15 protein-coding genes and 1 pseudogene are annotated in these 12,100 nt (G+C 71.1%); 11 read left to right on the top strand and 5 right to left on the bottom strand.

Annotated elements, in window-relative coordinates:
- Nucleotides 1-19 precede the first annotated feature (19 nt).
- On the bottom strand, nucleotides 20-1,084 hold the full coding sequence (locus DFH01_RS10665; RefSeq protein ID WP_109870415.1) for an AI-2E family transporter: 1,065 nt from the start codon (nucleotides 1,082-1,084) through the stop codon (nucleotides 20-22).
- Between the two features lie 118 nt (nucleotides 1,085-1,202).
- Between DFH01_RS10665 and otnI the strand changes: the two genes are divergently transcribed.
- The 3 genes from otnI (at nucleotide 1,203) to DFH01_RS10650 (ending at nucleotide 4,080) form a co-directional block, all read left to right on the top strand.
- Complete coding sequence (gene otnI, locus DFH01_RS10660) at nucleotides 1,203-1,979, top strand: 2-oxo-tetronate isomerase (RefSeq protein WP_109870414.1); 777 nt, start codon at nucleotides 1,203-1,205, stop codon at nucleotides 1,977-1,979.
- Nucleotides 1,980-2,073: 94 nt separating this feature from the next.
- Nucleotides 2,074-2,964: a 2-hydroxy-3-oxopropionate reductase gene (locus DFH01_RS10655; protein WP_109870413.1), complete on the top strand. Its 891-nt coding sequence runs from the start codon at nucleotides 2,074-2,076 to the stop codon at nucleotides 2,962-2,964.
- 243 nt (nucleotides 2,965-3,207) lie between these two features.
- Nucleotides 3,208-4,080 (top strand): helix-turn-helix domain-containing protein, encoded by an 873-nt coding sequence (locus DFH01_RS10650; protein WP_109870412.1) that lies wholly within the window; start codon nucleotides 3,208-3,210, stop codon nucleotides 4,078-4,080.
- A 35-nt stretch (nucleotides 4,081-4,115) separates the two neighbouring features.
- On the opposite strand, the gene DFH01_RS10645 is transcribed toward DFH01_RS10650, so the two are convergent.
- From DFH01_RS10645 to DFH01_RS10635, 3 genes and pseudogenes are all read right to left on the bottom strand, one after another.
- Nucleotides 4,116-4,640, bottom strand: coding sequence for a hypothetical protein (locus DFH01_RS10645; protein WP_109870411.1), 525 nt, complete (start codon nucleotides 4,638-4,640; stop codon nucleotides 4,116-4,118).
- Nucleotides 4,641-4,801: 161 nt separating this feature from the next.
- The gene (locus DFH01_RS10640) at nucleotides 4,802-5,389 is read right to left on the bottom strand and encodes a hypothetical protein (protein ID WP_109870410.1); all 588 of its coding nucleotides are present in this window, start codon (nucleotides 5,387-5,389) and stop codon (nucleotides 4,802-4,804) included.
- 161 nt (nucleotides 5,390-5,550) lie between these two features.
- Nucleotides 5,551-6,207, bottom strand: a pseudogene (locus tag DFH01_RS10635) (TerC family protein); the annotation flags it as partial.
- Nucleotides 6,208-6,340: 133 nt separating this feature from the next.
- On the opposite strand from DFH01_RS10635, the gene purB reads away from it, so the two are divergent.
- The 8 genes from purB to purQ all read left to right on the top strand — a co-directional run bounded on the left by purB (nucleotide 6,341) and on the right by purQ (nucleotide 11,448).
- Nucleotides 6,341-7,678 (top strand): adenylosuccinate lyase, encoded by a 1,338-nt coding sequence (gene purB, locus DFH01_RS10630; protein WP_109870408.1) that lies wholly within the window; start codon nucleotides 6,341-6,343, stop codon nucleotides 7,676-7,678.
- Between the two features lie 88 nt (nucleotides 7,679-7,766).
- The gene (locus tag DFH01_RS10625) at nucleotides 7,767-8,081 is read left to right on the top strand and encodes a hypothetical protein (RefSeq protein ID WP_109870407.1); all 315 of its coding nucleotides are present in this window, start codon (nucleotides 7,767-7,769) and stop codon (nucleotides 8,079-8,081) included.
- A gap of 45 nt (nucleotides 8,082-8,126) precedes the next feature.
- Nucleotides 8,127-8,870 (top strand): NRDE family protein, encoded by a 744-nt coding sequence (locus DFH01_RS10620; RefSeq protein WP_109870406.1) that lies wholly within the window; start codon nucleotides 8,127-8,129, stop codon nucleotides 8,868-8,870.
- Nucleotides 8,867-9,337: an anti-virulence regulator CigR family protein gene (locus DFH01_RS10615; RefSeq protein WP_109870405.1), complete on the top strand. Its 471-nt coding sequence runs from the start codon at nucleotides 8,867-8,869 to the stop codon at nucleotides 9,335-9,337. Before DFH01_RS10620 ends, DFH01_RS10615 begins: the two co-directional genes overlap by 4 nt.
- Before the next feature lie 170 nt (nucleotides 9,338-9,507).
- The gene (purC, locus tag DFH01_RS10610) at nucleotides 9,508-10,272 is read left to right on the top strand and encodes a phosphoribosylaminoimidazolesuccinocarboxamide synthase (RefSeq protein ID WP_109870404.1); all 765 of its coding nucleotides are present in this window, start codon (nucleotides 9,508-9,510) and stop codon (nucleotides 10,270-10,272) included.
- Entirely contained in the window at nucleotides 10,269-10,508 is a 240-nt protein-coding gene (purS, locus tag DFH01_RS10605; protein ID WP_109870403.1) for a phosphoribosylformylglycinamidine synthase subunit PurS, read from the top strand. The genes purC and purS overlap by 4 nt, the downstream gene beginning before the upstream one ends.
- Before the next feature lie 6 nt (nucleotides 10,509-10,514).
- Nucleotides 10,515-10,745, top strand: a complete 231-nt coding sequence (locus tag DFH01_RS10600) for a hypothetical protein (protein ID WP_109870402.1) — start codon at nucleotides 10,515-10,517, stop codon at nucleotides 10,743-10,745.
- A 4-nt stretch (nucleotides 10,746-10,749) separates the two neighbouring features.
- Entirely contained in the window at nucleotides 10,750-11,448 is a 699-nt protein-coding gene (gene purQ, locus DFH01_RS10595) for a phosphoribosylformylglycinamidine synthase subunit PurQ (protein WP_109870401.1), read from the top strand.
- Here the strand turns inward: purQ and DFH01_RS10590 are convergent.
- Nucleotides 11,445-11,993, bottom strand: a complete 549-nt coding sequence (locus tag DFH01_RS10590; protein ID WP_109870400.1) for a peptidoglycan-binding domain-containing protein — start codon at nucleotides 11,991-11,993, stop codon at nucleotides 11,445-11,447. The two genes, purQ and DFH01_RS10590, sit on opposite strands and share 4 nt — an antisense overlap.
- Nucleotides 11,994-12,100 lie beyond the last annotated feature (107 nt).

The following is a 12,100-nucleotide window of genomic DNA, read 5'->3' as shown; positions in this document are numbered from 1 at the left end:
CCGGCCGAAAAGACCGGAATCAGGCCGTCCCGGCCGGCCGGGACGGCTCCTCTGCCCAGTCCCTGATCAGCGAATACCCGACCGCGAGCAGCACTGGGCCTAGGAAAAGCCCAAGGATTCCGAAGGCCAGCACGCCGCCGATGGCACCGAGCAGCGTCAGCAGCAGCGGCAGGTCCGCGCCGCGGCTGATCAGCCAGGGTCGGATGACGTTGTCCACCGAGGAGATACCGCCGGCGCCATAGACCGCCATGAACAGCCCCCAGCCCCATTCCCCCTGGACGAACAGCCAGATCGTCGCCGGCACCCAGATCAGCGGCGCGCCGACCGGCAGGATGGAGATCACCCCCGCCACCACGCCGAGCAGCACAGGCTGCGGCACCCCGGCGATCCAGAAGCCGAATGTGGTCATCGCCCCCTGCACCACGGCTGTGCCGAGCAGACCGTAGACCACGCCGCGCGTGACATTGCCGGTCAGGTCAACCAGGTGGCGCGCCCGCGGGCCGGCAAGTTTCTCCATGAGGCGTTCGGAATGGCGCGCGATGGCCGGGCCGTCGCGATAGAAGAAGAAGGCCAGGAAGATCGCCAGCAACAGCTCCGCGATGCCCGACAGGACGGTCAGCAGCACGGCCAGCGCGCCCTGCGCCAAGGTGCCGGCATAGGGGCGCAGCGCGTCGAACAGGCCGGTGAGCGTGGCATCCAGCCCCGCGCCCCAATCCGCGAGCCAGGGCCCGATGAAGGGGATGGTGCCGAGGAAGCGGACCGCGTTCGGCAGCCCCTCCGTCAGCACCAGCTCGAGGCCCGAGCGCAAGGCCTCCACATCCTCGCGGCTGGTCGGCGCGGCGAAGGCAATCGGCAGGCCGATCAGCAGGAACTCGGCCAGCACCATCACCAGCGCCGCCCAGCCCGGCGAAAGGCGCGCCTTGTCGCGCAGCAGCGCGAAGGCCGGCCAGGTCGTGTAGGCCAGGATCACCGCCCAGAGCAGCGCGGAGATGAAGGGCCGCAGCACCAGGAAGCAGCCGATGCCGAGCATCAGCAGGGCCAGCAGCCCGATCACCTGGGCCGGTCGGATCGGATCATGCTGCATCGGCGGTCATCCTCGTCAGGGCCCGGCTTAGCCGAAGCCGGCCTGGCGCGCATCCGGCCGTCTTGCCTGCCACCGGCTCGCGGGGCATGACCGGGCACGCAAGGAGAGGGACGCCAGGATGCCGCGCTTCGCCGCCAACCTGTCCATGATGTTTTCCGAAAAGCCGTTCCTGGAACGCTTCGACGCCGCCGCGCAGGCCGGGTTCAAGGCGGTGGAATTCCTCTTCCCCTACGAGCATCCCGCGGCCGAGATCGCGGCGCGGCTGAAGGCGGCCGGGCTGCAGCAGGTGCTGTTCAACGCGCCGCCCGGCGACTGGGGCGCGGGCGAGCGCGGCACCGCCGCCCTGCCCGACCGCAAGGCCGAGTTCCGCGAGGGTTTCCGCAAGGCGCTGGACTACGCCGCGGCGCTGTCCTGCCCGCGCATCCATGTCATGTCCGGCCTCAAGCCCGCCGGCATGGCGCATGACACCATGACCGCGACGCTGGCCGAAAACCTCGCCTGGGCGGCGGAGCAGGCGGCGCCGGCCGGCGTGAAATGCGTGATCGAGCCGATCAACCACCGGGACATCCCCGGCTTCTTCCTCAACACCACGGACCAGGCCGCGGCGATCATCAACGCCGTCGGACCCGAGAAGGTCGGAATGCAGTTCGACCTCTATCACTGCCAGATCACCGAGGGCGACCTGGTCAAGCGCGTGGAGAAGCACCTGCCGCTGATCGCGCACATGCAGGTGGCCGACAATCCCGGCCGCAACGAGCCCGGCACCGGCGAGGTCAACTGGCCCTTCGTGTTCAAGAAGATCGACGAACTCGGCTTCCGCGGCTGGATCGGCTGCGAATACCGCCCCGCGGGCGAGACCGTCGCCGGCCTCGCCTGGTTCGCCCCCTACAAGTAACGCCCGCCCTGCCCCGCCGGCGTGGCTCCCTCCCCCGCGCAGCGGGGAGGGTCGGGGTGGGGGCCCGACCAACATCGCAGCGAAAGGACAGACCATGTCCAAGATCGGCTTCATCGGCCTCGGCATCATGGGCCGCCCCATGGCGGGTCATCTCAAGGCCGCCGGCCACGACGTCACCGTGGTCGAGCGCAAGTCGCTCACCGCCGAGGACCGCGCCAACTTCACGGTCGCCGCCAGCCCGAAGGCCGTCGCCCAGGCGGCCGACATCATCATCCTGATGGTCCCCGACACCCCCGATGTCGAAGCCGTGCTGTTCGGCGCGAACGGCGTCGCGGAGGGCCTGTCGCAGGGCAAGCTGGTGATCGACATGTCCTCGATCAGCCCGACCGCGACCAAGGCCTTCGCGCAGAAGATCAACGCGCTCGACTGCGACTATCTCGACGCGCCCGTCTCCGGCGGCGAGGTCGGCGCGAAGAACGCGGCGCTGACGATCATGGTCGGCGGCCCGCAGGCCGCCTTCGACCGCGCCCTGCCGGTGTTCGAGAAGATGGGCAAGAACATCACCCTGGTCGGCACGGAGAACGGCGCAGGGCAGACCTGCAAGGTCGCCAACCAGATCATCGTCGCCCTGACGATCGAGGCGGTGGCCGAGGCGATGGTCTTCGCCTCCAAGGCCGGCGCCGACCCGGCCAAGGTGCGCCAGGCGCTGATGGGCGGCCTCGCCACCTCCCGCATCCTGGAACTGCACGGGGAGCGCATGATCAAGCGCACCTTCAATCCCGGCTTCCGGATCGAGCTGCACCAGAAGGACCTCAACCTGGCGCTGCAGTCCGGCAAGGAGCTCGGCGTGGCGCTGCCGAACACGGCCTCGACCCAGCAGCTCTTCGCCGCCTGCGCCGCGCTGGGCGGAAAGGGCTGGGACCATTCCGGGCTGGTGAAGGCGCTGGAGGCGATGGCCGCGCACAAGGTCGCCCCGGACGCCTGACAGTCAGAACCCGGGCGGCACGCCAGCACGGTTGCCGCCCGTTCCATCACTCGCGCAATACGTGTAGCCCGCCGGATCAATTGTTGCGATCCGGGTCCGCCCTCGTCCTTATCCGGGCGCGATGCCGGATTTGGATGTTGCATTCCTCCATGGCGTCCCGCAAAATTATGCGCGCAACCAGGTTGTGAGATACGTCTCCCGATCATCGGTTGTAGTCACATTGAGCGACCTACGGGGGATTGCATGCGCTTTGCCGACATTGGCCAGCAGTTGCGGGCCTACCGTCTGGAGAGCGGCCTGCGTGCGGAAGAGATCGCCGCGCGCCTCGGCGTGTCCCGCGCCGCCCTCTACCGGTATGAGAAGGGCGAGGTCATCAAGCTGGACACGATCCGGCGCCTGGCCGAGCTGCTGAAGATTTCGCCCCTGTCGCTGCTCGGGATCGGCGTCGAGTATTTCAGCCGGCCGATCGCCTTCCAGGAACGCCTGCGGCAGATCGAGGAAGGCGCCGACCAGATCCTCATGGTCGGCGGCGCCGTCTGCTACCAGACCACGACGGACGCCTATGACGGCGCAGTGGCCGAAGCCTGGACCGAGGCGGCCGATGCCTCCACCGATCGCGTCGCGGCCCGCGCCGCGACCGACCAGATGCTCGGGCTGCTGACGGCCCGCAAGAAGCTGCACCAGGCGCGGCGCCCGACCATCACGGCCATCCTCGGCGAAGGCGCCCTGCTGCGCATGCTGCGGGACGGCGTCGCCGCCGGCTTGCCGGTGCCGGAACGCACCCGCCAGCGCTGCCTCGCCGCTGCCCGGACCGAGGCGGAGTCGATCGCCGCCATGATGGAAAGCGTGCCCATCGGCGTGCAGATCGGGCTGGCTTCCGCCGTCGAGCCCGCGGGCGGCTTCATCGTGCTGCGCGGCCGCGACCGCGCGCATGTCGTCGCCTCGCCCTTCACCCCGGACACGCCGCCGCAGGGTGGCATCGGCGTGGGCTCCATCACCGCGGCGGACGAGGCGGTCGCGGCACATCAGCGGGTGGCGGAGGCCGCCTGGCGCGACTCGCTCAAGGGCGCGGCAGCCGCGTCGCGGGTCCGCGAACTGATCCGCGAGCTGGGCTGAGGCGGCTCGAAGGCCGATAGCGGCCGCCCCAACCGTCAGCGGGGACGCGGGACGGCGCGTCGCTCCTCGGGCGAGAGCGTGAGCAGCCGCAAGGCCTGCATCCTCGCCGAGGGTGCCGCGGCCGGCACGGCGATGCCGGCACGACGCCGTTCGTCGGCTCCGTCCATCAAGGCGAAGATGCCCCGCATCGCCTCTGCCGCCGCCGCCATGCCGAACGCCACCATGAGGAAGGCGAGAAGCGACAGGGCGGCACGTGGCGCATCCGCCCCGCTGAACCCGCCATCAGCCAGCATCAGCAACGCCGCGACCAGGGAGGCCGCGAGCGCGGCCGCGGCCGCGCTGCCGTAGCCGAACAGGAAGGCGGCCGAGATGATCGCCAGCACCGGCAGGAAAGGCTGGCCCGCGGGCGTCACCGGCAACCCGAAGACGGGGAGCAGCGCCAGCGCCGTGGCACCCGTCGCGGCACCGCCATGCCGCCATGCGGCCGGGCAGCCGCGCAGCCGCTTGAGGAGATCGGCCTTGCGTCCGGGGTGCGCAGGCGGATGCGGGTGGCTCTGCATCCCACCCGAACGGTGGCCCGAGCAGGCTGGTTCTGGCGCTAGGGGATGACCCTAATGCCGCTGGCCGCGCGCATCTTTCGGCCGTCAGGCCAGACGGAGAAAGGATGTCGAACCTTCGTGCACCCGGTCCCGAAGCGTCGCAGCCGCAGCACGGACCGCCCTCAGCCGCGGGCCGCCTGGGCGATGCCGATCACGAAGGGTTCGGGATCCACCGGAAGCAGGGGGCGGGCGGGCGAGGTCACCTGCACCTTCAGGAACCGGCCTGCCGCCGCGCCAAGGCAGACCAGCGTGCCGACCTGCTGCCGCCCATAGGTGCCTTCGAGCCGCGCGCAGGACAGCGGCGCGCCGCCGGGCACCGCCAGTTGCGACCGGCCCCGCTCGGCCATGATCTGGCTGGTGCGCCGGTCGGCCTGAGCCAGCACCTCGGCCACGGCGTTCGAGAACTCTTGCGCCACGCGCGGATCGCCCGGCTGCGAGGACACGGGGCCCTGTGCCCGGTCGTAGAGGCTCACCGTCGCCACGGCCGCGCGCGACGGGCCCGCATAGTCCACCGCCACGCCCTGGCCAGGCCGCGCCCTCTCATGCCAGACCGCGTCGCCGCGCGCGAAGCCCGCAACCGTCGCCGGCAGGCGCGCCGCGGCGGCTTCCAGGGACGGCCGGCCGGACAGGCCCTCGGCGATGCCGCCGCCCTGCTGCGCGCAGCCGCCGGCGAGCAGCACCAGGCCGAACAGGGCTGCGGTGCGGGCCATCATGAGCGCCGCCGCAGCAACTGCTTGGTCAGGTCGGCCACCACCGTCGCCACCATGGTCAGCACGATCACCTGGAACAACGTGGCGAGGGCCCAGAGCCCGATCGGGAAGGTGCCGACGCCCGCGGGGATCGCCATCCAGCCCAGCGGCAGGAACAGGTAGCCATAGGCGTGCGGCACGTTGTTCGCGATGTCGAAGGTGCCTTCGTAGATCATCTGCAGGGAGACGTAGAGGATCAGCAGAAGACCGAGCCAGCCGATCCAGCGATGCTTCGCGAGCAGCTTGGCGATGAAGGTCGCGGCAACGCCCATCAGCACCACCGAGAAGATCAGGCCGAAGGCCATGATGTAGGGATGGTCCTTGGAGGCGCCGGCCACGGCCAGCACGTTGTCCAGGCTCATCGAGAGGTCGGCGACGAGGATCTGCGTGACGGCCTGGCGCAGCGTCTTGCGGGGCGCCTGCGGGGCGCCGCCGTCAAGCGCGGCGACCCCATCGGCCATCTCGGTCGTCTCGGACGGGTTGTGGTCCCCGCCTTCGCGCAGTTCGCGATACATCTTCCAGCAGACCCAGAGCAGCAGCAGGCCGCCGACGAAGACGAGGCCCACGATCTGCAGCAGCTGGATCGTCACGGAGGCGAAGGCGATGCGCATCACCGTCGCCGCCACGATGCCCCAGAAGATCGCCTTCTTCCGCTGTTCAGGAGGCAGCCCGGCCGCCGCCATGCCGACGACGACCGCGTTGTCGCCAGCCAGGACGATGTCGATGAACAACACCGTCAGAAGCGCCTCGAGCTGAGGACCGAATGAAGAAAAATCCATGATTTGGCAGCCTGACGTCCCGACCTTACAAGCGGGACATGAGGATCGACGGCGCAGGCTTGTCAACTGCCGTCCGGCCGCGCGAAGACGCGCACAAGCCGATCGCGGCTTCCGCAACGCACGGACCTCTCCGATGATCCCCCGCTACAGCCGACCCGAGATGGCGGCGATCTGGTCCCCCGAGAACCGCTTCCGCATCTGGTTCGAGATCGAGGCGCTCGCCGCCGAGGCGATGGCGGAACTCGGAACGATCCCGGCATCCGCGGCGCGTGCCATCCGCGAAGGCGGCGCGCCGCGCGTCGCGGCGATGAGCCAGGCGGACCTCGACCGGATCGATGCGATCGAGCGCGAGACTCGCCATGACGTGATCGCCTTCCTCACCTGGCTCGGCGAGGGGATCGGGGATGACGCGCGCTTCATGCACCAGGGCATGACGAGCAGCGACGTGCTCGACACCTGCCTTGCCGTGCAGATGACGCAGGCGGCGGACCTGCTGATCGGCGGCGTGGATGCGCTGCTCGAGGCGCTGCGCGCGCGCGCGATCGAGCACAAGCACACGCCGACCATCGGCCGCAGCCACGGCATCCATGCCGAGCCGACCAGCTTCGGGCTGAAGCTGCTGGGCCACTGGGCCGAGTTCCGCCGCAACCGCGACAGGCTGCTCGCCGCGCGGCGGGAGGTCGCGACCTGCGCGATCAGCGGCCCCGTCGGCACCTTCGCGAGCGTGGATCCGCGCGTGGAGGCGCATGTGGCGCGGAAGCTCGGCCTCGCAGTGGAGCCGGTCAGCACGCAGGTGATCCCGCGCGACAGGCACGCCGCCTTCTTCGCGGCGCTCGGCGTCGTCGCCTCGGGTATCGAGCGGCTGGCGACGGAAGTGCGCCACCTGCAGCGCAGCGAGGTGCGCGAGGCGGAGGAGTATTTCCACCCGGGCCAGAAGGGCTCCTCCGCGATGCCGCACAAGCGCAACCCGGTGCTGAGCGAGAACCTCACCGGCCTTGCGCGCATCGTGCGCGGCTATGTCGTGCCCGCGATGGAGAACGTGGCGCTGTGGCACGAGCGCGACATCAGCCATTCCAGCGTGGAGCGGATGATCGGGCCGGATGCGACCGTCACGCTCGACTTCGCGCTGCATCGCGCGGCGGGGATGATGGCGAAGCTGACGGTGTATCCGAAGCGGATGCAGGCGAATCTCGAATCGCTCGGCGGCGTGGTGCATTCGCAGAAGGTGCTGCTGGCACTGACACAGGCAGGAATGAGCCGCGAGTCCGCCTATGCCGCCGTGCAGCGCGCGGCGATGGCGACCTGGAATGCACTCGGCACGCCGGAGGCGCGCGACTTCGCCACGAACCTGCTCGCGGATGCGGATGTCGCCGCACGGCTCGATGCCGAGGCGCTGCGCGTGGCGATGGATCCGGCACGCGATTTCGGCCAGGTGGAGGCGATCTTCGCGCGCGTCCTCGCCGAAGCGTGACCGGCACGTGGCAGCGATGCGGCGTCGCTGCCCCGCTCTCGCCATGGCTGACGCGCATGGTCCGGCCTCGAGGAGGAGAAGCGCCGCGATGCCGTTCCTGAGGAGGCTGCTGCTGCTCGCCGCGACCGGCGCCATGGCGCTTGGCGTAGCCGCGCCGGCGATGGCCGATGGCCGGAAGGGCCGCGATGCCCGCCCGGCGCATGGCTACTGGGTGGACCCGGCGCCGCGCTGGGTGCCCGGACCGCCCGCGCGCCGCTGGCGCGGCCCTCCGCCTGCCTATGGCTGGTACGCGCCGCCACCGCGGGCCTACTACCCGCCACCGCGCGTCTATTACCCGCCGCCGCGCTACTACTACCCGCCGCCGCCTCCGCCGCCGGGGGTGGGATTGTACTTCCGGTTCTGAGGCGCCGGGGCTTCCGCCGCGGCCTGACGCTGGCAGGATCGGCGCATGTGCACCGTGATCCTGCTGCGCCGGCCCGGCCACGCCTGGCCGCTGATCCTGGGCGCCAACCGCGACGAGCGCCTCGACCGCCCCTGGGACCCGCCGGCGGCGCACTGGCCCGGGCATCCGGGCCTGGTCGGGGGCCTCGACCGCATGGGCGGCGGCACCTGGATGGCGGCGCGGCGCGGCGTGATCGCCGCGGTGCTGAACCGCCCCGGCAGCCTGGGGCCGGCGCCTGGCAAACGCTCACGGGGAGAGTTGCCGCTGCTCGCCCTTGAGGAGAGCTCGGCCGAGGCTGCCGCCGCCGCAATCACCGCGCTCGACGGTGGCGCCTGGCGCCCCTTCAACATGGTCGTGGCCGACGCCGGCTCGGCCTTTTTCCTGCGCGGCCTGGGAGAGGGCCGACCGGAGGCGGCGCCGCTCGGCGCGGGGATCAGCATGGTCACCGCCCATGAGCCGAACGACCGCTCGAGTCCGCGCATCGCCCGCCACCTGCCCCGCTTCCGCGCCGCGGCCCCGCCCGATCCGGGCCGGGGCGACTGGGCGGGATGGGAGGCGCTGCTGGCTGATGACGGCTTCGGCGACGAGGGCCTCGGCGGCGCGTTGAACGTGCCGCCGGTGGGCGGATTCGGCACCGTGTGCAGCAGCCTGCTGGCCGTCGATGCCGGGGGCGCGCTCGGCTGGCATTTCAGTGCCGGCCGCCCGGCGCCGGGCCGATTCGCGCCGGTGGAGTCGGAGAACCGAGCGTGACCTTCCCGCGACGCCTGTCCCTGCTGGCCTTGCTCTTTCTGGCACCCGTGGCGGCCCATGCGCAGCCCGAGGGGCGCGGACAGGGGCAGGGACGCGGCCAGGGGCAAGGCGGCGGGCCGCCGCCGGGGCGCGGCAGCCAGGGGAATGGCGGGCGCGGCCAGGGTGGCGGCTCGGCCGGCCGCGGCGGGCCGCCGGCGAGCCTCGGCACGGGCGAGCGCGACACCATCCGGCTCTGGCTCGGCGGCAATCCCGGCTTCGTTGCGCAGCCCCTGCCGCCTGGGATGCGCAACCGGCTGGCACAGGGCAAGCCGCTGCCGCCCGGCATCGCCCGGCGAGCCCTGCCCCCGGACCTGCTGCGCCTTCTGCCGGTCCGGCCGGGCTACGAGTATGCGCTGGTCGGCACCTCGCTTGTGCTGATCGCCGTGGCGACGGGCGTGGTGGCAAGCATCCTGGCCGACGCCTTCTGAGGCGGGCGGCCAGCCCGCGCATGGCCCCTCCCCGCCCCCGGCGTGGCGGCTTGGTGCGGGGCCTGCTATATCCCAGGCGGTTTCCCCGGGGCGCGCGCCCCGCGGCCTCGCGCGCCCGCCCGGACGCTTCCGGGGCCCGGGCGCGCGGCAGAGACAGGAGTTCCCCACCCATGGCGCGCCGCCGGCAGGTCTATGAGGGCAAGGCGAAGATCCTCTTCGAGGGTCCGGAGCCCGGCACCCTCGTGCAATATTTCAAGGACGATGCCACCGCCTTCAACGCCCAGAAGAAGGGCACCATCACGGGCAAGGGCGTGCTGAACAACCGCATCAGCGAATACCTGATGACGCGGCTGAACGAGATCGGCGTGCCCAACCACTTCATCCGCCGCCTCAACATGCGCGAGCAGCTGATCCGCGAGGTGGAGATCATCCCGCTGGAGGTGGTGGTGCGGAACGTGGCCGCCGGCAGCCTCTCAACGCGCCTCGGCATCCAGGAAGGCACGCGGCTGCCGCGCTCGATCATCGAATTCTACTACAAGAACGACCAGCTCGGCGATCCGATGGTGAGCGAGGAGCACATCACCTGCTTCGGCTGGGCGTCCACGCAGGACATCGACGACATCGTCGCGCTGACGCTGCGCGTGAACGACTTCCTCTCGGGCCTCTTCCTCGGCGTCGGCATCACGCTGGTGGACTTCAAGCTGGAGTTCGGCCGGCTGTGGGAGAACGAGGACATGCGCATCGTCCTGGCCGATGAGATCAGCCCGGACAATTGCCGCCTGTGGGACGCCAAGACGGGCGAGAAGATGGACAAGGACCGCTTCCGCCGCGACCTCGGCAAGGTCGAGGAAGGCTACCAGGAAGTGGCGCGGCGCCTCGGCATCCTGCCCGAGGCCGGCGTGCGCGACATGAAGGGGCCGGAGACGGTGCAGTGAAGGCGCGCGTTTACGTGATGCCCAAGGCCGGCGTGCTGGATCCCCAGGGCAAGGCGATCGGCCATGCGCTGGAGGGCCTCGGCTTCGCCGGCGTCGGCGAGGTGCGCGCGGGCAAGGTGATCGAGCTCGAGCTCGCAGAGACCGACGCCGCAAAGGCCAAGGCTGCGGCCGAGGAGATGGCGCGGCGGCTGCTGGCCAACACGGTGATCGAGAGCTTCCGGGTCGAGGTGCTCTGACCCGCGATGGTGAAGGCCTCCGTCCTCATCGTCGTCGTCCTCACGGTGCTGATCGCGATGGGGCTGCGCTGGCGCGAGCAGCGCATGCCGCAGGTCGCGGCGCAGCAGCGGCGGCTAGGGCTGATAGGGCGCGGCAAGAAGGGACTGGACCGCTGGGTTACCGCGGCGGCGCTGGCCGTCGTGGCGACGCTGGTGGTGCTCGGCGGGTTGCATTGGCTGCGGGTGTGGATGGAGTAGCGCCATGAAGGCCGTCGTCGTCGTCTTCCCCGGCACGAACCGCGAGCGCGACATGGCGATCGCGCTGGAACGCGCGACGGGGCGCAAGCCGGTGATGCTGTTCCACCGCGAGACGGCGCTGCCGGCGGGCACCGACCTGGTCGTGCTGCCGGGCGGCTTCTCCTATGGCGATTACCTCCGTTGCGGCGCGATGGCGGCGCAGTCGCCCATCATGCGCGAGGTCGCGGGCTTCGCGGCCAAGGGCGGGCATGTGCTCGGCGTCTGCAACGGCTTCCAGATCCTGTGCGAGGCCGGGCTGCTGCCGGGCGCGCTGCTGCGGAACGCCTCGCTTCGCTTCCTCTCGATGGACTGCCACATGCGCGTCGAGCGCGCAGGCACGCCCTACACCGCGCATTGGCAGCAGGGCGCGGTGTTCCGCGCGCCGATGGCGCATGGCGACGGCAATTTCTTCTGCGACGACGAAACCCATGCACGGCTGGTCGCCGAGAACCTGGTCGCCTTCCGCTACTGCACGCCGGAGGGGACGCTGACGGACGCCGCGAACCGCAACGGCGCGCGCGACAACATCGCCGGCATCGTGTCGCCCAACCTCCGTGTCTGCGGGCTGATGCCGCATCCGGAGGATCTGGTGGACCCGCTGATGGGCGGCACGGACGGGCTGCCGATGTTCACCTCCCTGGTGGACAGCCTGGCCGCGGCCTAGCGCGGCGGCTCCTCCAGGTTGTTGGGGTTCAGTCCGAGAGCCTGGGCCGTGGCCGGATTGATCTGGCCGGTCGCTTCCAGGGCACGCCCGCGCTGGAACCGCTGCAGCGCCTCCTGCGTGCCGGCGCCCCAGAGAGCGTCAAGCGCACCGTCGTAGAAGCCCAGCGCCTTCAGACGCTGCTGGATGTTGCGCACCGCGCGGTCGCTGAGGCCGCCGATGGGCGCCGCGGCCGGTCGCCCGCCGGGCAGCAGGTCCGGTACAGCGAGCCCGAGGGCCTGGGCGGTGGCGAGGTTGACGCCGCCGGTCACGGCAAGCCCGCGCGCCTGCTGGAACCGGTCGAGCGCGGCTTGGCTCTCCGGCCCCCAGATGCCGTCCGTGCCGCCGCGATACACCCCTGCCTCGCGCAGCTTGCGCTGCACCGCCTGGGTCGCTTCCTCCGAAAGCGGCTGGACGAAGGCGAGCGGCGGGTTCGTCTGGGCGAGCGCGCCTCCGGCCAGGGTGGCGGCCAGCGCGGCGAGGCCCAGGAGATGGAGGGGCCGGGGCATGGAGCGGTCCTCTTCCGGATGCTCCTGCAGAACGTGCCGGGTAGCGTGGCGGTTGCGGCTGCCGCGCCCTCAACGCACTGGACAAGGCCGGGCGGAGCCGGGAGAAC

The organism is Falsiroseomonas bella (assembly GCF_003173615.1).
GTDB classification, from domain to species: domain Bacteria; phylum Pseudomonadota; class Alphaproteobacteria; order Acetobacterales; family Acetobacteraceae; genus Falsiroseomonas; species Falsiroseomonas bella.
The sequence above is the reverse complement of the archived record's forward strand: the minus strand, read 5'-3'. Positions and strand labels throughout refer to the sequence as shown.